Origin of the sequence: Candidatus Merdisoma sp. JLR.KK011 (genome assembly GCF_036941125.1) — a bacterium.
Lineage (GTDB): Bacteria > Bacillota > Clostridia > Lachnospirales > Lachnospiraceae > Laedolimicola.
In genome coordinates this window covers 106,415-128,188 of the sequence record NZ_JAYWSZ010000006.1, presented here as the reverse complement: position 1 = coordinate 128,188, position 21,774 = coordinate 106,415, and the positions used below count along the sequence as shown (strand labels likewise).

Here is a 21,774-nt window from a genome sequence, read left to right as displayed (position 1 = left end):
GGCGCTTTCACATTTGCTTTTGTCCCAAAGCCAGTTGAACAGCTTCTAAAAATCCCTGTGCCACACAGGAAAATCGAAATTTTTCTGTCTCTCTTTGAGCCTGTTTTCCCATCAGCCGCGCCTTTTTTGGCTCCTTCAAAAGCGTTTCAATGCTCTGGCTAAAAGCCGCTTCATCAAATGGATCTACAATGTATCCTGTTTTTCCATCCTCAACTAAATCGTTCGCTCCATCTGCATACCGGGAACAAATCACAGGCAGCCCAGAGCACATCGCTTCTAAAATCACCAATGCAAAGCAATCTTCCCTGGTAGGAAGCACCAGGCAATAGCTTTTTTTGTACTCTTCAAGCAGCTCCTTTTGATTCAGATATCCCAGGAACTCTACCTGCCCTTCAATTCCCAGGCTTTTGGCCAGCCTTCTTAAATTGGTTTCCTCCGGCCCCTGGCCCGCCAGGACAAGATGCCAGGGGCTGTTTACACGAGCACAGGCTCTAAGTAAAAGATCGATCCCCTTTCTCTCAATCAGGCTTCCCACACACAACAGCCTTGGTTCCTGTACCTGACCGCGTTCCTGCAGGTATCTGTCGATATCTACAGTCAGATAGCTGATTCGGATCTTATCTGCATCCGCCCCGTAAAACTGTTGGGCCTCCTTCGATTTTGTACTGCTGGCAATATAGGACGACGCCGTATGGATCACGTAGCTTCGAAGAAGCCTTTGAAGCCGATTGATATTTCGTTCTGAAAACAAAGTCCCGTCTGTCCAGCTCACATAAGGAATTCCCTTTTTTTTACAATAACGCACTGCCTGGATAATTGTAGGATTATATTCCGAGCCGATCACAATATCCGGCTGTATCTGGGTCAAAGTCTTTTTCACATTCTTCGGAATGTGAATATACTTTGTATCATATCTCTTCTTTATCTTAATCGTGGCGGATTTCAGAAAAACAGACTTCTTTATCTTTTCCTGCTCCACTTTCCAGCTTCGGTTGTCTTCTGCTGCGCTGGAATATATGATATAAAACTCTGTCTCACGTATCCGGGTCTGCAGATAATAAAAAAAATCAACTCTATACGGCGCCGGTATATTAGTGATGATGACTGCTTTTACCATTTCGAACATCCTCTATGGCTTGATGATAGATCCACATAAGCCTTTGATAATTTTCTTCGCTTGCGTAATGCTCTTCAAAATGCCTCCGGATTACACCCTCCTCAAAATCCGGAAGATTCTGAAGCAATCGATGCAGCTCCTCCGGTTTATCATGTGAAAATGTACACCCTGTGATTCCCTCTTCAATCATATCCTGCACATTTCCAAGACGGCTTCCTATCACCGGCGTCCCCACAGAATAGCTCTCCAATATCACCATAGGCTGCCCCTCATACCACTGTGTCGGCATAAGCAGCGCCCGTGATTCTTGTAAAAGTCCCATCACTTGTTCGTGGCTGAGCTGTCCCAAAAGCTGCACGTTATTTATATTATTCTGCTTCAAAAAATCATCTGCCCAAGCGCGTCTGGGGCCTGTCCCACAGATCAGCAGCCGGCTGTCATCTATTCCCTTCCACGCCTCCAAAAGTACCTGAATCCCTTTCAGCGCATCCAGCCTGCCCACATACAAAAACTGATTCTTGCGTCTGGATATGGGGACGCATTCCCTTTCCGCTCTCACAAAATTAGGCTTTATAAAAATATGATCCGCTTCGATCAGCTGCTTCCCACAATTATTCAACTGCAAAAGCTTTTTTTTATTAAACTCTGTCAGGCAAATATAATATATCTTTCTGTAAGTTCCCATGACACGGTGTATCTTCAAAATCAATGCACTTACCAAAGTCTGGGGCAGGGAATTGCGGTAGCATCTTCCCTTTAATGCGCATAGCAGCCCTTTTTTTACGCAGTCTTCACAAATAATATCTTTTTTTACAAACACGGCGCCAGGGCAGAGCAGCCGAAAGTTATGAACCGTCTGTATCACAGGTACTTTACACTTAAAAGCCGCATAGTATACCGACGGACTTATCATGCTTAGAGTATTATGCACATGTACCAGATCTATACGTTCTTCTTTTATCAGCCTTTTGACATCACGGTAAGTCTTTCGAGAAAACATTGTCTCAAAAGGAAAGAGCAGTTTCCGAACCAGAGAAAACCGGTGAATCTCTTGATTGCTGCGCATATAAAAAAAAGCGACATGTCCGTGCTCTTCCAGCAGCCGCTTTTCATTACTCACAACGGTATCCTCCCCACCCGGAATCTGATAATAATTATGAACGAGCAAAACTCGATATGATCCCTGTTTTTTCATATCTTATGCTATAACACCTCTGCTATTTGCTATGGCTATCATAGCATAAAACACGACAGCATGTAAACATAAAAAGATTGCTTTCTATCCTAAATTATAATAAACTAATTAAATACCAATCTATGAAACAGGAGCGCTGTTGTTTATGACTCAAAAAACAAATGCTTATTTAATCTCTGCGTATTTAGAACCCTTGGCTTTAAAAAGGCTCGTAGATGCTTTAAACATCGAACATAAGGTTGATTTTTATATCCACATAGATGCCAAAGCCAGCATTTCGCAATTTCTTACCCCTTTGCAAGATTATCCAAATGTCATTTTTTTAAAGGGATGCGAGCGTGTGGCCGTTCATTGGGGAGGATATTCCCAAGTGCAGATGCAATATAACCTGATTCAAAAAATGCTTTCTTCAAATACAACCTACCTTAGAATTTTTAATCTGACAGGAACAGACTACCCTTTGGTGTCAAACCGTACACTGCTCACATTGCCGCCTGATAACAAAGAATTCATTATCGGATATGATGTCAGTCATGAAACAAAAATTAATCCCCAAAAAGGTTCTATGCAGAACAAATTTTTGTACTACCATTTTATGGATACAAGATTTACTTCTTTTCTTAACCGGAGGCATATCAAAAAAAAGAACCGTTACGACTTGCTGGGGTACGATTTCTATTTTGGAAGTGAATACTGGTGTCTTTCCTATAACTGTCTCAAAGATATATTTCAGATTTATTCAGGGGATAAAAAGCTGCAGAAAATCCTGCGTTACTCTTTTGTCCCCAGCGAAGCATGGATCCATACCGTTTTCTTCAATTCTAAATGGGCCAGCCAGGGCGAAAGATACTGCGATATCTACAAAGGACTGCACTCTCTTTCTCCTGTACATTATTTTGAATATGGAGAAAAAATCAAAATTTTAACAGAAAAAGACTGGGAAAAAATAAGCAGCTCCGGAAAATTCTTCTGCCGGAAAGTGCAAAGCGGTGTCTCTGACAAGCTGATTCTCCAAATTAACAAAACACGGCAGGAAGACGACTAATCTATACAATTTCTGAATAAGAGGAAGCAACGATATGCGTAAATATGTGCTGGAAGAATATGTACTTAATGAATATAATGCCTCATCCAAGGCCCGGGAGGATGTATCCCACTTTGTATTGCAGAGCGGTTTTCAATCTATTGCCAAAAACGACAAGCGCAAATTTAGAAAAAGCAAGTTTTTTAAGCTTCTGTTAGCACTTGCCATCTATGGGAAGCTTTTCATCCGTCTTAACAAAAACGACATTCTTTTTGTCCAAACCTCGTCAAAGGTTTTAGAGGGAATTCTAAAGCTAAAGAAAATCAAAAATTTTAAAATTATTTATCTTATCCACGATATCTTTCCGATTCGATATGATGACGCAAAAGCTCACAAACACGAAATTGACTCTGAAATCAAAGGGTTGAATCAATGTGATTATATCATCTGTCACAATGGCAAAATGGCTGACAGGCTGGAAGAGCTCGGCTGTACCTCCCAGCTGATTCCCCTTACCATTTTTGATTATAAGACAGAAGCTTTCATTCCCAAAGACAGGCCCCTTACCGTTCCCTGCATCTGCTTTGCAGGAAACTTAGGAAAATCTCCATTTTTAGAAAAACTTGATCTATGTATTGATCCATCCCTTGTGCAATTTCACATTTATGGAATGCCTAAACCCCAATATTCCAATCTGTCTTATTGCGGCTCTTTACCTCCCGAGCGGCTTCCTCTGGAAATAAACGGCAGCTATGGTCTTATCTGGGAGGGCAGCTATGAGGTATGGGAGGAAAATAACTACCTTCGTTACAACAATCCCCATAAAGCGTCTCTTTATATTGCAGCCGGGCTTCCAATTATTGTCTGGTCTAAGGCGGCCGTCGCCGACTTTGTACGAGAGCATAAGCTTGGTATCTGCATCGATTCTTTAGACGAATTGGAAGAAAAAGTCACTTCTGTCCGCCAGGACGAGTATCAAATGTTCCGGGCAAACTGTTTAAAACTCCGGCCTGGGCTGATAGAAGGGATTCATATCAAGAAAGCCTTAAACCGCATTCTTGATATGGAGGAAAAGCGGTGCCGTGCTTCCTGCTGATACCTTGACTTTCTACATACCAAATGATATATTGATACAATAATTATTTCTAGAGAAAGGCTTTTGGTGCCACAATGAAACTAAGTATTACTTTTATCTGTTTGATCTTTTTCACGGCTTCCTTATTAATTGGAAATCTCGTAAACTATTTGTGCTTTCGCAAAAATCAAACTATTTTTTTAAATATTTTCACGGGGATTATCACCATATGGGGGCTCTTGGAATTGATACTGGTTCCTATGACCTTCTGCAAGGCTTCCTTTCATACATTATCCTTTACGTATGGCGGAGTGCTGCTTATCGGCTGTTTCATTTCTCTCCTTTTTTGGAAAAACCTTTCTGAAACTCTATCCGACTTTTTAAAAAATTGGAAACGTTATATCGCATGGACCACAATAATTGCCTTTATCATAATTATTTTTCAATTATGTTATGTATACAAATATACCTACTATGAATGGGATGACGCTTACTATGTAAATCTAGCTACAGAAGCTCTGCAAAAAGATATGATCTATGGCATTGACCCAGAACGCGGCGTTAACGAGGCTCCTTTTTCCATTCATTACTGCCTCTCCCTCTGGTCTATGTTTTATGCGCTTTTAGGAAGCTGGTTTCAAATTTCACCAACGATCATAGCTCACACGGTGATTCCTTTTATTACGATTCCTTTTGCGTACCTCATCTACCTGCTTATGGGACAGCTCTTTTTTGAAACGGATACAGAGGCTCAAGGATATTTTTTGATTTTTGCTGCTGTCATGCATATGTTTCTTCCAAATATTCATACATTGGCAGGAAGCTATCTCCTTTTGGCTCCCTGGATGGGAAAGGCCATTCTTGCCAGTGCCGCCCTTCCGGGCGTTCTGTATTTGATGTTTCGCCTAACACGGGAAACTCATTGCCGAGGAGACTGGTACTTACTATTTTTACATTCTCTAAGTTCCTGTCTTCTTTCTTCCATGGCTATTGTATTTATTCCGATCCTTGCCTGTTCTCTTAGCTTACTATGGGCTGTTAAAACGAAAAAGCCATTCTTTTTTTTAAAAACAATTGCGAGCTGCAGTCCATGCCTTATATTGGGTCTTATTGCTCTTGCTTTGAAATAGCTGCAATTCACTCAGTGCTCATAGCTGTCGCGCAGCGGCTGCAAACTAGGAGGAAATTGAAATGAAAGATATGTTTCTCATTGCTCTTGAAGGAACTTCTCTCGTTACAGAGCATACTTATATTTATCTTCTTATTCCTGTCTGCCTTATTTATCTTTTTTTCAGAAACAAAATGCCTGCTCCTAGAATATTTTTTATTCAAGGAACTTTATTGCTCTTTTTTATATACTTTTGCCCCATATCTGCTATGGTTATTCACTTTTGCTTATTAAACGGCGTTTATAACCGCGCTCTATGGCTGATTCCCTTTGTCCCTCTTGTCTGTTATACTGCTGCTCACATGCTTCTGCATTTTCAAGGCAGAAAAAGATTCGGCCTATTTGCCGCCCTGCTTCTCTTCATTATGACAAGCGGAACTTATATGCTCAGAGAACCTAATTTTCATAAAGCATCCAATCCCTATAAGCTGACTCAGGAAAGCATTGATACCGCCGATTTTCTTCCGGATGGCGCTCATGTTGTTGGAGCTAACTGGCTTGTTCCTTTTATCCGCCAATACAATCCAACCATTACACTGGTCAATGACAGATGGCAGCGCTCTTCTATTGATGCGGAATTTGCAAAAGAACATCCTGACCTTACAGTCCTCGGCCCCCTGCTCCAAAGTTCAAATTGTGACTTCATAGCTATTGGCCAGGATTTGAATATGACTGTTATCGGAAAATGGGAAGACTATGGCTTTCACTTTTACGCCGGAGACAACCGCTGTATTATATTTATCAATGAAAACAGCAGCTTCTATAACGGAGAACCTTAAATTCCTCCTGTAGAATATACAAAATAAGCGAACACTTGCCCCTTTTGTTCATTGAGGGTGCTTTCCTCTTGAAACAAGCCATAAAAATTTTAGATTTGTAACAAAATAACGCTTCCATAAACGTCCCGGTTCCTGAAGCAGACGATAAAGCCATTCCAGGCAGCATTTCTGCATCCAGGCCGGGGCTCGTTTTATATTACCTGCAAAATAATCAAACGCCGCTCCGACACCTATCATCAGGCCGGCGGTCTTTCCTTTATGTTCCGCCATCCAGATCTCCTGCTTGGGAGCCCCAAGTCCCACCCAGACAAAATCCGGCTTTGCACAGTTAATCTCCTCTGTAATACGCCGGTTCTCTTCCCTCGTCAGCTGCCTGAATGGCGGAGAATACATCCCTGCAATGATTGCCTGAGGGAATTCTGCCTGCAGCCTTTTTTGCATCTTATCCAGCGTTTCCTGGGAGCCCCCATAAAAATAGTGACGGTATCCTTCCGCCGCAGACATCTTAAGCAGTTCCAACATCAAATCCGGCCCTGTCACCCGTCCAGCCTCGCAAAACCCCTTTTTTCTGCACAAAATGGATAAGGGTTTTCCGTCGGGAAGGGCCAGGAACGCATTATTTTGTATGGCACAGTATTGGGGATTGTCATAACTCATTACGGTTGTATGGACATTTGACACACAAATATATTCCCCGGACAGCTTCCTTCCCTCTTTTGCCAGCAGCCGCAATACCTGCTCCATGTTAGTTGCTGCAATATCAACTCCAAGAATTCTGTATTTGGGAATCTTTTCTCTTTCATTTTCAGCCACTGCTCCACCGCCTCTTCCATCACTTGACTTTCAACACATTCAATACTATCGCTTGTAATTACCCAAAGCAAGCTTCTATGAGGGGAAGGCTTATGGTGTATAATACTTCTTATACCACTCCGAAAACCGCCTCAACCCCTCCCTCAGTGGGGTCTGAGGCTTAAACCCCGTATCCTCCGCCAGCTCCGCCACATCCGCAAAGGTCACTTCCACATCCCCCGGCTGCATGCCCACCAGTTCTTTGTGGGCGTCAAAATCATAATCCTCTGGCAGGATATCCGCCTTTTTCAATTCCTCCTGCAGAATATCCACAAAGTCCAGAAGATTCTCCGGCTGCTGATTGCCGATATTGTAAACCTTATATTTCACCCCGTCCTCATTCGGAAGGGGGCTGCGCTGCATCACTTCCACAACGCCTGTGACAATGTCATCTACATAGGTAAAATCACGCTTACAATTCCCATAATTAAAAATCTGAATCTTCTCCCCGGCCAGCAGTTTGTTTGTAAAGCTGAAATAAGCCATATCCGGACGTCCGGCAGGCCCGTAAACCGTAAAGAAGCGCAGGCCTGTGGAGGGTATCCCATAAAGCTTCCCATAGGCATGGGCAAACAATTCATTGGACTTCTTGGTTGCCGCATACAGGGATACCGGGTTGTCCACCTTGTCCTGGGTAGAATAGGGAATCTTGCGATTGCTGCCATAGACCGAGGAGGAGCTTGCGTAAACCAGATGCTCCACGCCCCCGGCTCCATTATCATAGCTGTGGCGGCACGCCTCCAGGATATGGTAAAATCCAATCATATTAGACTGTATATAAGCATCCGGATTGTCGATGCTGTACCTCACGCCGGCCTGGGCTGCCAGATTCACCACAACCGCAGGCCGGTATTTCTGGAAAATCTCATCTATCAGAGCCTTGTCTGCAAGATCTCCCTTGATAAAAGTGAAGCTGCCTGTGCTTTTTTCATGTAAAGACTGGATTTCCTTAAGCCGGAACTCCTTAAGCGAAACATCGTAATAATCGTTGAGGTTGTCCAGCCCTACAATCTGAACCTTATGCTCTGACCGCAGCAGCGCCATAACCAGGTTTGCCCCGATAAATCCTGCCGCTCCTGTGACCAGTATCGTCTTACCAGATAATATTACATTTTTTTCCAGCATATGCGTTTCCCTATCTTCCTACTCCATAATATTCTACACCTGCTTCTTCCATGGCAGTCTTATCGTACATATTTCTTCCGTCATACAACAAGGCCGTCCGCATCCATTCCTTAAATTGTCCGGGCGTGATATTCCGGATCTCCTCCCACTCTGTAAAGGCAAAGCAGACATTGGCCCCCTGCAGCGCCTCTTCTGCAGTCTCTGTATACTGAATCCCTTCCGGAAATCTCTTTCGGAAACGTTCCGCTCCTATGGGATCATAAGCATAAATCTCTGCTCCCGCTTCCAGAAGAAGGGGCACGTTGTCCAGAGACGGCGCCTCTCTCAAATCGTCGGTTCCCGGCTTAAAGGTCAGGCCCAGCACGGCAACCTTCAAGCCGTGAAATGTAATCAGACGCTGGGATGCCTTTTTGAACAGCAGCACCTTCTGTTCCTTATTTACTTCAATGGCAGCTTTTACGGTCTTAAGTTCGTAGTGATTCTGTCTTGCCAGATACTCCAGCGCCTTTGTATCCTTGGGAAAACAGCTTCCGCCGTACCCGATTCCTGCATTGAGGAAGCGCTTTCCGATCCGCTCATCGTAGGACATGCCGGTTGCCACGTCCTCAATATCCGCCCCTACCAGCTCGCAGAGATTGGCAATGTCATTCATATAGGAAATCTTCAGCGCCAGGAAATCATTGCTGGCGTATTTGATCATCTCGGCGCTTCTGCGCTTTACGGATACAATGGGCAGATGGAAGGGCTCGTAGATCTCCTTTAGCTTTGCCTCTGCCTCCCGGCTCTCTGTTCCGATGATAATTCTTGCAGCGTGCAGCGTGTCATGAACCGCTGTTCCCTGGGCCAGGAACTCCGGATTGCTCGCCACCTCTACTTTCACGTCATTGACCAGGAAGTCCTTGATAAACTGCTCTACCTTGTCATTCGTCCCCACCGGAACTGTGGACTTCACGACGACAAGACAGTCATGAACCACATTTTCCGCTATCTGACGGGCAACGGTTGCTATATAGGACAGTTCTGCGGAGCCGTCCGGCCGCTCCGGCGTCCCGACTCCGATAAAGATGGCGTCCGCCTCCTTGTATGCTGCCGCATAGTCTGTGGTATAGTTAAGCCTGCCTGCTGCATAATTTCTCTGCATCAGTTCTTCCAGATCCTGCTCGTAGATGGGGCTTGTGCCCGACTTCATAAGCTGCACCTTTGCCTCGTCCACATCCACACAGGTTACCTGATGCCCTACCTCTGCAAAACAGACGCCTGCTACCAATCCTACATATCCTGTTCCCGCTACTGCTATTTTCATTATCTTCCACCTTCGTATATTGTATTCTTATTTTATATTGGTTTAGTATACCACAAACTGATTGGGAAAGGAAGCATCTTGTACTCACTCAGGAAAATTATACCTTAATGTACGAAGTCCGCCCATCACGAATGTATACTTCCTTTTTATCACAAAAATTCAGACAATTTGCGTACATTATGTCTTTTTATATGGATTACCAGCCATCTCTATCAGACAATATGTACGCAAACATCTGGCATTGGATATGGGAAAAGCCTAATACTCTGACAGGTCATATTTCCTGTCACCAACAGGTTTTCACTATGATGCAAACTCCTTATACGGCAAAAGCCTTCCCATGTTCTTCCGTTTCTGTTCCATAGAAGAATGTACATATCGGTTCAGCGTAATATTTACATTGGAATGGCCCAGTATTTCACTTAAGGATTTTGCATCAAAACCCTCCTCCATACATCGGGTTGCAAATGTATGGCGGAGGGTATGATAGTTTACATATTCCATGCTGCAGCTCTGCAGATAGCGTTTTAATGTGTATTCCAGCGTCCTGGGTTCAATAAAGCGATCGGTTCTTCCTGTTAAAAGATATGCATCCTCCGGAAGCCTCCGGAAATCTTCCAGCCGCTCCATTAAAAATGACGGTATGGGGATATCACGGACGGAGCTGCTGCTCTTTGGGTCTGTGACAATCACTTTTGTCCTCCTTTTTCCCTCTTCCTCCAGGTTCTGGATTCTCTGCATGGTGCTTCGTATGCAGAGGATTTCTTCCTTATATAATATGTGCTGCCGTTTTAATGCGCAGACCTCCCCTAGGCGCAGGCCCATATATAAGCTTAAGAGAATGCCTGTTTTTCTCGGATGGTGATCATGGAACAGGAAGCGGACCAGTTCCTTGTAATTCTGTCCATCCAGAACCTGTACTTCCAGATCACGGCGTCTTATTTTGATGAGTTCAAATCTACAAGGGATTTCTACGTCAAGTCCTGCTGCATACAGACAGATTTCCTTTAGGATTGCCAGAATATCTTTCACTGTTTTTTCCGAAAGGCCTCCCCTGCCGTCACGTTTTCCACTTGTGAGTTTTTTCTGCACAAATTGTTCCACAATTTCTGTGGTCAGCTCGTCCATCCGATAAGTTCCAAGCTCTGGAACAATATGGTTCTGAACCATATTGTAGTACTTTACGTAGGAGGACTCCTTGATCCTCAGCTTTACGTTTTTGAGCCATTGGACTGTGAGAACATCAAATCTGACTAGCGCTTTGTGCTCGGGGACCCTTGATGTTTCGAAAGCGGGTAGTTGCTGTGATGCCGTTGTGATTCTTTTCTCTTTTGTTTTCATATGTGGTCTCCTTTGTTTTCTTTAGATTATATAAGAAAACATGGAGGGAGACGGCTGGGACTGGTTGTCGGTTTTTTTGGGGCTGAAATAGGTGCGAGAATTTATAAAGGATAATTAAAAGTTATCCATTATAAATGTAAAGGTGAATTATAATGTATACAGAATTATTTAAAGAGATAGAATTTCATATGTGGACTTTTAAGAATGGTTTTGAAAAATTTTCCGTGAAAGAATTGAACGGTTTTATGCGTAAAATCAAAAAACTTTCTTATGATAATCAATTTACAGATTATTTTAATCAAAAATATTCCCTAAAAGAGAAAAAAATGTTTGGGAAAATGCTGCTCAACATAGAATGTATGATAGAAAAAAACAGTGTTAAGGATTTTCTAGAGGGACATACTGATATTATAGACGAAAAAATGGTCAGATGTTCACCGGTAATGGTTCGTGAAGGAAAACTCCTTGGACTGAATGAAACGAGCCATGTTTTATTAGTTGGATCAGGTGCTATGCCAATTAGTGCAGCTATTTTGTTGAAAAACTTTAATTGTACAATAACATGTATTGATATTGATGAACAAGCAATATATTTCGCCCAAAAATGGCTGGCACAACTTATTCCTAACAATACTGTAATTTTCATTGAGAACGATGTTTTTAACATTACAAATTATGAAACATATAGTCACATTATTATTACAGGACATATTTTCAACAAAAATATGCTTTTAGATCATTTGTCTGATTATTTGAAGAATGAACAAAAAATACTATTACGTAATTCTTCTGGCTTATATAGACACGTATATCCGATTGTTTCAAATTTTAAAAATTATGAAATCCTTGATACTGTAGATCACTGTAAACAGATGCCCTATACTTCATATGTCATTAAACCTACCAAAAGTGTTAATGGTATGACTACACCATCTTATTTGTTTGATCTCGCAGTAATTCAGCGCAACTATATACATATTCGTGAATTACTTAAGGATTGTGATAAGGTTTTTTATGCGCTTAAAGCGAATGGAGAACAGACAATTATTAATTCAATGAAAAAATATGCAGTTCCATTTGAGGTGAGTAGTATTGAAGAATTTCAAGCTGCAAAAGGCAACCCAGAATATGAAGGAGACATTATCTGTTCTTTACCTGTCAAATCGGAAGAAATGATTACCAAACTTTATGAGGGAGGCTGCCAATATTTTGTATTCGATTGTTGGGAAGAATATGAGAAATTAAAAAGACTGGCTCCCAATGCATTAAAAATAGTCCGAATAGATATCAGAGATTTATCACATGATACAATTGATTATGGTATGACCGAAAAAGAATTTTATGAAAAATATAATAGTGGCATCACCAAAGTAGATGGTGTAACATTTTATAACATTCCGAATCTTTCGATAGAACAGCTCAAGGCAATACTTGAAAGATGTCAGTATTTACTTTCTTCAATTAATGAGCCTCAAAAGGTTCTTAATATTGGCGGAAACTACCGTTTTGAATCCGATTTGCAACCAGACTTTTACAAACAATTACATAAAAAAATCTCTTCTATGAAAAGTAAAATCAGTGGCCTTACGGTATATGCAGAGCCCGGAAGAACAGTTGTAAAATCCGCCGGAATGATATTTACTAAGGTGATATCTATAAGAAAGAAGCTAAATAAAAATGAAGTTTATATTGATGCTGGTATCCCCAGCGGCATTCTATATCCTCCAAGAAAAGTAGGTCTTTTCAATTCATGTCGTATACCACAACCATATAACGTTCAATATGAGTTCTATGCAACTACCTGTTCAAAAAAACTTCTTTTTAGCATAGAAATGAGTTATGAAATAATGGAGAATGATATTTTGATCTTAGAGGAAATGGGAACATATTCCTTATGTAAATCTAATCATTTTCATGGATGGGATTTTCCACAAGTAAAATACTTATTCAATGAAAGTCAGAAAGGGGAATAACTTTGGAAAGACTATATCAATTAATTTTAAACCCCGTTGAGAATATACCTAAGTTATTTCAAATTCATATAGATGAGTTTACAAAAGGACTATATATTTCAGATAAGTACAAAGATGACGAGATTAATAAACAATCGAAAATTGCATTTTCTGGTAGATCTGAGTATTCAGATAAAATACGCATTATTTATAACGAATGGGCTAAACAACTGGGAGCTAAATCTTTATCTATGAGGTTACTCTCCGGATTACATGCTCATATTGTCCTTTTCATGGGCTTGGGGAAAATAGGTGACACGATTTTACTTCTTCCCGAATCAGCTGGTGGGCACTATGCAACGAAAAAAATATTGGAACGTTTGGGGTATAATGTTTTGGAGATGATTCCAGATAATATAAATTATTGTGTAGATATAGATAAAACCAAAGAAATTATTTATCAGCGTGAACCGCAACTGATTTTTGTAGATAGAAGCGAAGGAATATATTACGAAGATTTTTCAAAGCTTTTAGACAATATTCCAGATAATTGTGGAACTATATTCGATGCGTCCCAATATCTAACTAATATACTAGAAAAGGATTTTAAATCTCCATTTTCCATGGGGTTTGATATTCTCATGTCCACATTACATAAAAATTTCCCTGGACCGCAAAAAGCATTGGTATGCAGTAAGGATGATAACATTTACTGGGAACGCATAATGGATGCTGTTTCCAGTTACGTTTCCAATTTACATGCTGAGAATATTTTTGTAGCTGGGCAAATTTTGAAATTTCAGGATATACTGAAAACTTACTCAAACCGAATGCTTAATAACAGCATACAATTAGAAAAGAAAATGCTTGAAGAGGGTATCCCAGTAATAAAAAGAGCCTCTAACAGAATTGCAACCCATCATATTTGGATTAAACCTGATAATATGGAGCAAGCATATCATTTTTACAAAAAAGCAGAACAGTGTGGTATTTTGTTTAATTATAGAAAGCTCCCTTACGATTTGGGGTACGGTATACGCATGGGAACATCTGCCGCCACGTTACAGGGACTTAATGAACAAAACCTGCCGGAACTTGCAAAAATAATATCGGATATATATTACCAAACAGAAATTTCTGATAGTTTGCTTAAAAGAGTACAGGACTATATAAAATTTTTATCTCCCCTTAACCAGTAAGGTAAATATCCGTATCCACAGTCTTGTTTTCATAAAGCTAATAGAATGCCACGTCAAGCATCTTGACTACCAGAATTAAGTTATGTTATTTCAAATGTAAATTTTCAGACATTCTCGTTGCATGAGGGGACTGCCAAATGGCTATCCCCTTCATGCTATTGTGTTACAATAGGATAATAGGTCACAATAATGCGAATTTGCTCTCTGTTGGGATTAAACTTATATTTTTCTATATAATTTATTATATATTGTTCTCTTCTATAATTTAAGAGAATTGCTGTTTTGCGAAGAGATAATATCCTTTCTTTAAATTTTGCACACTTTATATTTTGAATTAAAAAATTAAAAAGGGTTTCATATAAATTTAATCGAAATTCTGCATAACTGTTTCCGTTTTTTGTATTACAAAGTTCCTGATATTTTCTTGTAATAGCTATTTTCTTTTTAGTCTGAATGATTAAGTCGTCATAGTTAGGAGCATTACAAATGATAGCAGGCGAACTTATTTTTACCAAAAGAAGCTTTAGCTTAAATAATTCGGCATAGGATTGGTATTCGATATCATTTTCTCTGGTTGCAAATCCCATATATTCTTCATAAAACTGTTCGTATTCAGAAAAGTTGTCATCTTTAACAAGGCATATTTTTACATTATACAAATGATAACGTACAAATATTGCCGTTTTATCACCGATCCTTTTAAATTTTTCTATGGATTTTTTATACTGTACAATCGCTTCCTTTATAATTGCTTCTGCATTATACGTATCTTCATAAGCTAATGACGTATTATTTGCTAGAAAAGCATCATAAACGTTTCTGGCAATTCCCTTTTCTAAAAATGCTAATGCAAAAAGTATATCTTGGGCAAGAAACTGACCTAAAGCAAATTTTATATAATAAGCGTCAAACTCATCTAATTCCGCTGCAAGCTTTTGCTTTAATCGACTATTGTTAATAATAAATTCTAATTCAGAAGGATTTAAATTTCCATTCAGATAATATATTCTAAAGCAATCAAAATAAAGCCTCCTTAATAGATGAATTCCGTCATAGGGATGTTTATACAGTATTTGCTCACATTGGGCCTGACTTTTCAAAACTATATCTCGAAAGCCCTGAAAGTCAAATACTCCATCATGCATTTTTACATGCATTTCCCAGTATTTTGCTAGAAATCTATAATAATAGTCTGGACTTTCTTTTGCCTTCTTTTCAATGTGCGGATATTTTGCTAAATAATCATGGTCAATCTGTACTAACTTATAAAATGCATCGGGGCTTTCTGTTTTTTTAAAATATTTCATGTAATACTCTTTTGCTTCTTTTAATTCGCCGATCCTATCACACAAAATTCCTAATTCTCGATAATGTTCCGGACGCTTTTCCTCATCTTGGCACAAAAGAAAATCTAATTCATGGTATAAATTGATGAAATTAGCATTAACCACTATTTGATCAAATAATTCACTGCAATCAGATGGTTCATTTTGTAATACCGAATATAAATAGGTTAAAACCATATTGTGACTGGCTGAATAGTATTCTAATAATCGCTTGAAATATTTAAGATATTGCGATTTATAGAAAGGTCTTACATAATTTTTTTCAAAATAAAATTTCGCTAAAGCTTCATGAAAATAATAGTAATTATGTGAGGAATGTGGATAATTAACTAAAAAGCCTATATCTAAAAGTTTTTGTATAAACATTCTCCAATTGTGCGCAGGAATATCTTCGCATATTTGTAATACTTGAAAATTAAAGCTTCCAGTGAAGAGACTCACAGCCACTATTACCATTAGTTTCTTATGCTCTTCATTTGATACATCATCTCCTAGGACAAATGCTTGTATTTCATCAAGCAAATGGCATTTATCTATGCGTTTTCTTGCATATAAAGATAAAAGATGTATGATAACCGCATTCTCAACATTATTAAAAAGATTAAATTGGGAACAAAATGAATTAAAAGCATTATCTTTATAAACAGAGAAATCCGTTGGCAATATTTGTTGTAAATTATAGGTGGCTCCTACAGATTGCATTGTTGTCTTTAAAAGCATTATTCGTTCTGAATCGCATAAAAAATCTTCCGGCCTCCTTAGCAAAATGATAATGGCATAGGCATGTATGTCCAGAACAATTTGTTTGATTATATTTACACTTTCTGCATTAGATGTTTTATGTAAATTATCCAAAACCAAAAAATGATTTTCAAATTTCCCAACTATGTAATCATCTATGAGTTTCGAGAATTTAAAATCATCTCGTCCTAGATCAATATAAATTATTTTGCCGTCAAGCTGTTCGAACAAATCACTATATTCTTTTTTGGAAATCAGATCAATAAATAAATTTAATACAGCAGTCGTCTTCCCACTATAAGGGCTTCCCTGTATCCAAAAAACTCTTTTATTACTTTCTATAACAGGATGTAAATTTAGTTCATTTAAAATTTCATTAACAATAAGTTGCTGTTGGTCAAGTGGAGCACGTTTTTGATAATAAAATACGTGAATGAGCAACATTGATATCTTTTTTAATGGCCACCATATTTTTTCTGATTTTGAATATTTTAAACATCTTCTGTATAAAATTCTTTTAAACGCTTTAATGTTATGACTCCAATTTTTATATATTTGAGTTATCCCTGCATAAATTATAGGGATAATAGCCGATATTGCCGTTGTAATAACCTGTTGATAAAAAACCGATATAGTAATGTTATTAGATATACAAATATATCTAACCTTTGCATATATTCGTGGCGAAAGAATTATGGAAACTGCTAAAATGATAAGGCCAATAATAACTCTAGAATGATTCAAAACAAAGTTTATTGTTGATTTAAAATAAACAACCTTACTTTTTTTCATAAATAGTATCCTCTACACTAAAAAGAAGGGCTAATCAATAGATAGTTAGACATTACCTTTGATTCCACCCATTTCCAAATAAAACCAATAGATAACTTTTAATTATCCTTTATGTATCCCTTCATTCCCTCATCTTCATTAAATCTCCCCCCTATTCCCTATTAAACCACATTCCCCCACACTTTTGGGCGGATGTTCTCCAATTGTTTATTTTTGACCGCGAATTTTTATCCTTATCTCAAAAGCACTCTATCAAAACCGCAAAAAGCCCTATTCCAACACCTTTAAACACCATTAAATCAAAAATCTTATTAAACTATTTTCCCACCCTCTGTAATAAAAAACAGACCATTCACTATAGTATCAATCTTCTCCCTCGCATCTTCCCCTGTAACTATATACGGATCATACCCCTCATCTGCTTCCTCGCAGCACATCTGCATATTCATCCTGTTTTCCCTGATATCTGCATCCGCCTCCACAGCCGCAATCGATGTCATCGGAAGCAGAAAAAACCTTTTCTCTGCAATTTTCACAATAAGAACGATCATATTGTTATAAGCCATATACCGATAATATACATCCTGTTCTTTCCACAGATCCAGATAACACCGCGCATTGCTGTAAGTTCTGTCACAGTAAATAAATATCTCATCCCATATATCTCTATGCAGACTGATCTCATTTACAGAAAAATCATAATTTTTATAACTCGTAACAATGACAGACCTTCTCTCCGGCAGCAAAAGCAGCTCGTCCGCCTGCTTTACGTCCCCCAGCACCATCAGAATCTCTTTTTTCTTCAAGTCAAAATGTGAAATCAACTCATTTTCCGAACAATACTTCTTATCATATTCAAATCCCGTCTCTGCCCCCATCCTTTGATACATATACAGCAGCGATTCTTCCAGCATCCCATGCAGCATAATCATGGAATACTTTTCACGTACCGCCTTCTGCAGCTCTGCCATGCTCCCTTTTCGGGAACGTTCCAGAACCTCTTCCTCATTAAAAACCGCAGGCAGCTGCTGAAAATACATTTCATCCATACGGACTTCCACCGCATTTACTTTCGACAAGCTGTTCTTATAAAGCATCACATGCTCGGAGCTGCCAAAAATGTTTATAATAAATTCCTTTATACAGTTCAGGCGCTCTTCGCTCCTGCTCATGGACGGATTTAACACATCCTCCCCTAAAAATGGCATAATATATTCCTGTATTTCCTTACAAGATTCCGCCTTTCCCCGGAAGGCTTTTAAGCACTTGGTAAACCGATTATCCGGAAGATACGTTTTTGAAAAATCCGGCCTTGAAATGAGCTTCTGAACAGCCTTGCCTGTAATAAAATGAAGGGGATCCTCCTGGTACAACTCCCCGTTCATACATTCAATTCCGAGTAAAAAAACAATATTTGCCGTCTTCAGAATCTCTTCTCTGCCGGATTCCTTTTTCATAATATCAATAATAAACAGCAAGGGCTCTAAGTATTTATAATAAGCCCCATTATTACAGAACAGGTAATCTATAAACCGGCTGCAGGCCTCTGGGCCCTCTGATGATAATTTCACGGTGCTCTGGACGAACACAGCAAGCCCTTCCTGCACCTTATTGGTATGCCTGTTTAGAAATTCTGTAATCGTTTTATACCGGGATATATCCTGGGTGCATCTGTATGGAATCTTGATTTTCTCCAGGCAGTAAAGCATCATCCCAATGCAGCTCCTTCCGCTCAATACCATATGGGTATATTCATGGACAGATGCGCTTTGAAAATCCTCCAAATCAAGCAGCGGATTTAATAATGTGTAATTATTGTATGTATATTCCCCATGACAAGCCATTTTCCGCCTAGTACTTCCTTTTAAATATTGTGTAAATCAGATATCTCCATAAATGCGTTTTCAAAGTTTGGGGTTATTTATCTATTTTGATTACCGCATGCTTTATCTCCGGCATAACTGCAGCTTCCTCACGCTTTTTTACTATCAGGTTTGGAAAAAGATTTGTCAAAGCCAGCTTTAATATCCCGGTAAAGGGATTCATAATGATGTCAGCCGCTGTGCCTGCAGTATCATAAACCTTCTGCCCCATTTCTACTGTCACCGCTACCGGATCTGTAGTATTTTTATATTCCCGAAAGCGAGCAACCATATTTTTAGGTTCATTTTCAATATATTTATTGTTGTATAAACTGACAAGCACACGATCAATAAGCCCCAGATAACTCTCCAGGGAACTAAGAAAGGAATGAAAGCTGCCCGAACCATTTACATACTCCGACATTGCCTTTTCATAGCGCCCATATTCGCTGGATGCCCATATGAATTTCAAATCATACACTGGAAGCAGAGCAAATGCATAGGTATTAAATGAGTACTTCCAGGGAATCTCATACTCCTCTTTTATATTTATTTCAAACTCACGCTTTTTTATAAGCTGCAGCGGACTGTTAAAAAATCTGAAATAGCTCAGCTCAAGAGCTTCTGGAATATTATAATCGTAAGCATCTCTCAGCATTGTGCGGACGATCTGGTATTCCTCGCTTGTTTCCTTATATGTTTTAAGAACTTCATTTTTTACCATATTATAAGTAAGTATTTCCTCATCGCTCAGACGATAGGAAAGTTCTTTTAAATATGCGTTGATTGGAGCCGAAAACTCTTTTTTCAGCGCATCCCTTATTTTTTCCGTAAACTCATGTGAAACTTTCTCTGCATTCCACCAATAAATGTTTTCTTCTTTACAAAGCCCGTCAATAAGTCTCGTGTATTCTTCACTGGGCTTATCGACATGTTTTTTGTTGTTTTGCGCAATGCGCAGGCTTTCCGAAAAGCTGCCTTTATAAATATCTCTGGCCGCCAGCTTGATACCGCCTTCTTCAATTAATTCGCCGAAATCAGCATGGGGCAGTTTTCTTAAATCATAATCTCCGTTATTGCCTTCACCGCTTAGTATCAATGTCCTCAAAGCCCTGTTCAGGTTGATCGATGAGTCACTTATCACAAATTCTTTAAAAAACAGAAGCCTGATTATCATATAGGCCCGAAGGTACACACAGGCCTGGGATTTCAGTATGCCGGCACGCTTTATCATCTCGTCCTCGGAATTTGTAATGGAATCAAATACAGAATTCTTTCCTGCCATAGTTAGACCTCCTAGTCTAAATCGCTGCGCGATAGCACGAAAGGGTAAAGCTGCTTCGACACACCGGTAATGAGAGAAACTTTTATTCGAAAAAACACTCATAAAAGTTCCTCTCGTGCGCCTTTGCAGCTTTACCGTCCAGCAGAAATTTTTTCTAATAAATACTTAACATTTCTTAGCTGGACTAGTATTCTGCTTAATCGTTTTAGGGGAAGCTTTCGTTTCATATGCGCAAAGCGTTCGCCCGATATGACTTGATTGTACCATATCCTCCGCCGCTTTTGTGCAGACATCCTTCAATTGTTTGTTTTTGTCCCCGAATTTTTTCCTCTTTGATACCTGGCTGTAAATTTGGCTTAGGTATAAAATGCCGCTTCCCACCCAATAAAAAACGGGCTGCATTCATCCTAGAATTATAGCCCGTTTTCTGCCTCATTGCATTTCGCCTTGCTATGCATTTGTGCCCAAAATACTTTCTGCCTCTCCCCTCAAAGCTTCAAAACAATCCCCATAACCGCCGCAGCTCCAATATAAGCGGTCGGATGCTTCTTGAATTTATGAATTGCAAAGAAAAAGCCCATAAACAACGCCAGATAAACCGGTGGTACCAAGGCAGTGATCCGTCCTGCCTTCAAAAAATCATCTACATGCAGAACCGAAACCTTCAGCACATCATACCCGGCTGCCGCTATCAGGCCCGTAACCGCCGGGCGCAGTCCATAAAAGGCATATCCAACAAACGGATTTCCGTTGAATTTTTCCAGACAACCGGAAACAATCGAAACAATGACAATTGCCGGCAAAATCGTCCCCAGCGTTGCAATGATTCCCCCAAAGATGCCTGCCGTATCATAGCCCACATAAGTAGCCATATTGATGCCAATCGGGCCCGGTGTCGATTCCGATATGGCAATCATCTCTGTAATGAATTCACCGGAAAACCAGCCTGTTTTCACAGACAATTCCTGCAAAAACGGAAGTGCCGCCATACCGCCGCCCACGGCAAATAATCCGATTTTCAAAAACTCATAAAAAAGTTGAACATAAATCATTTCGACTGATCACCACCTTTGCTTATTGCCCCTCTGACATATATCATCTGCATTGCAATCCCCGCTGCCGCAGCCCCAATTATGATTAATACCGGAGAAATGCCTGTAAATTCTGTTAAAGCAAATGTGGCAATGCAAAGAACAATCCCCAAAGCATCTTTAATCCCCTTTTTTGCCAATCCAAGCACAGAATGAAAAATAAGTGCGCATACACAGACTGTAATACCGGAAAGGGCATGCTGCAGATATACATTATCCTTAATATTTGATAAAAACGCCGCAATAACCGTAATGACAATCACAGAAGGCGATACAACCCCGAAAGCCGCTGCAATTCCGCCCAATATTTTTCGGCGTTCATAACCGATAAAAACCGAGACATTCACAGCAATAATTCCCGGCAGTCCCTGGGCTACTGCATAAAAATCCATAATCTTTTCGTTGGTCAGCCACTTTTTATTTTCAGCAGCCTCCCTTTGAAGAATCGGCAGCATTGCATAGCCTCCTCCAAAAGTTACCGCTCCCATTTTAAAAAACGATACATATAGATCAAATAATTCCTTCAT

Annotated in this window: 17 protein-coding genes; 6 read left to right on the top strand and 11 right to left on the bottom strand. The window is 39.7% G+C overall.

Features of this window, described 5'->3' with window-relative positions:
• Positions 1-7: 7 nt before the first annotated feature.
• Together VV089_RS24055 and VV089_RS24050 are read right to left on the bottom strand one after the other, a co-directional pair.
• Positions 8-1,117: a glycosyltransferase family 4 protein gene (locus tag VV089_RS24055; protein ID WP_172543079.1), complete on the bottom strand. Its 1,110-nt coding sequence runs from the start codon at positions 1,115-1,117 to the stop codon at positions 8-10.
• Positions 1,092-2,312, bottom strand: coding sequence for a glycosyltransferase family 4 protein (locus VV089_RS24050; RefSeq protein WP_334337712.1), 1,221 nt, complete (start codon positions 2,310-2,312; stop codon positions 1,092-1,094). The genes VV089_RS24055 and VV089_RS24050 overlap by 26 nt, the downstream gene beginning before the upstream one ends.
• Before the next feature lie 145 nt (positions 2,313-2,457).
• Here VV089_RS24050 and VV089_RS24045 point away from each other — a divergent pair, with 145 nt between their 5' ends.
• From VV089_RS24045 to VV089_RS24030, 4 genes are all read left to right on the top strand, one after another.
• Complete coding sequence (locus VV089_RS24045) at positions 2,458-3,357, top strand: beta-1,6-N-acetylglucosaminyltransferase (protein WP_172543077.1); 900 nt, start codon at positions 2,458-2,460, stop codon at positions 3,355-3,357.
• 34 nt (positions 3,358-3,391) lie between these two features.
• A complete protein-coding gene (locus VV089_RS24040) occupies positions 3,392-4,432 on the top strand; it encodes a hypothetical protein (protein ID WP_172543076.1) in 1,041 nt (346 codons plus the stop codon).
• Between the two features lie 74 nt (positions 4,433-4,506).
• Positions 4,507-5,541 carry a DUF6077 domain-containing protein gene (locus tag VV089_RS24035; protein ID WP_172543075.1) on the top strand — a complete coding sequence of 345 codons (1,035 nt, stop codon included), beginning with the start codon at positions 4,507-4,509 and terminating at the stop codon, positions 5,539-5,541.
• Between the two features lie 61 nt (positions 5,542-5,602).
• The gene (locus tag VV089_RS24030; protein ID WP_172543074.1) at positions 5,603-6,358 is read left to right on the top strand and encodes a hypothetical protein; all 756 of its coding nucleotides are present in this window, start codon (positions 5,603-5,605) and stop codon (positions 6,356-6,358) included.
• 48 nt (positions 6,359-6,406) lie between these two features.
• Here the strand turns inward: VV089_RS24030 and VV089_RS24025 are convergent, their stop codons facing one another.
• The 4 genes from VV089_RS24025 to VV089_RS24010 form a co-directional block, all read right to left on the bottom strand.
• Positions 6,407-7,171 (bottom strand): WecB/TagA/CpsF family glycosyltransferase, encoded by a 765-nt coding sequence (locus tag VV089_RS24025; protein ID WP_334337711.1) that lies wholly within the window; start codon positions 7,169-7,171, stop codon positions 6,407-6,409.
• A gap of 90 nt (positions 7,172-7,261) precedes the next feature.
• Positions 7,262-8,335 carry an NAD-dependent epimerase/dehydratase family protein gene (locus VV089_RS24020; RefSeq protein WP_334337710.1) on the bottom strand — a complete coding sequence of 358 codons (1,074 nt, stop codon included), beginning with the start codon at positions 8,333-8,335 and terminating at the stop codon, positions 7,262-7,264.
• Between the two features lie 10 nt (positions 8,336-8,345).
• Entirely contained in the window at positions 8,346-9,638 is a 1,293-nt protein-coding gene (locus VV089_RS24015; RefSeq protein ID WP_172543072.1) for a UDP-glucose dehydrogenase family protein, read from the bottom strand.
• Positions 9,639-9,941: 303 nt separating this feature from the next.
• The gene (locus VV089_RS24010) at positions 9,942-10,979 is read right to left on the bottom strand and encodes a tyrosine-type recombinase/integrase (RefSeq protein WP_334337709.1); all 1,038 of its coding nucleotides are present in this window, start codon (positions 10,977-10,979) and stop codon (positions 9,942-9,944) included.
• Between the two features lie 152 nt (positions 10,980-11,131).
• Between VV089_RS24010 and VV089_RS24005 the strand changes: the two genes are divergently transcribed.
• A complete protein-coding gene (locus VV089_RS24005) occupies positions 11,132-12,952 on the top strand; it encodes a nicotianamine synthase family protein (protein WP_334337708.1) in 1,821 nt (606 codons plus the stop codon).
• 2 nt (positions 12,953-12,954) lie between these two features.
• Entirely contained in the window at positions 12,955-14,130 is a 1,176-nt protein-coding gene (locus VV089_RS24000; protein ID WP_334337707.1) for a hypothetical protein, read from the top strand.
• Between the two features lie 155 nt (positions 14,131-14,285).
• On the opposite strand, the gene VV089_RS23995 is transcribed toward VV089_RS24000, so the two are convergent.
• From VV089_RS23995 to VV089_RS23975, 5 genes are all read right to left on the bottom strand, one after another.
• The gene (locus VV089_RS23995; RefSeq protein WP_334337706.1) at positions 14,286-17,009 is read right to left on the bottom strand and encodes a hypothetical protein; all 2,724 of its coding nucleotides are present in this window, start codon (positions 17,007-17,009) and stop codon (positions 14,286-14,288) included.
• Positions 17,010-17,320: 311 nt separating this feature from the next.
• Complete coding sequence (locus tag VV089_RS23990) at positions 17,321-18,853, bottom strand: hypothetical protein (protein ID WP_334337705.1); 1,533 nt, start codon at positions 18,851-18,853, stop codon at positions 17,321-17,323.
• Between the two features lie 73 nt (positions 18,854-18,926).
• Positions 18,927-20,156, bottom strand: coding sequence for a hypothetical protein (locus tag VV089_RS23985; RefSeq protein WP_334337704.1), 1,230 nt, complete (start codon positions 20,154-20,156; stop codon positions 18,927-18,929).
• Between the two features lie 488 nt (positions 20,157-20,644).
• Positions 20,645-21,208 (bottom strand): chromate transporter, encoded by a 564-nt coding sequence (locus VV089_RS23980; protein WP_334337703.1) that lies wholly within the window; start codon positions 21,206-21,208, stop codon positions 20,645-20,647.
• The gene (locus VV089_RS23975) at positions 21,205-21,774 is read right to left on the bottom strand and encodes a chromate transporter (protein WP_172544525.1); all 570 of its coding nucleotides are present in this window, start codon (positions 21,772-21,774) and stop codon (positions 21,205-21,207) included. Before VV089_RS23975 ends, VV089_RS23980 begins: the two co-directional genes overlap by 4 nt.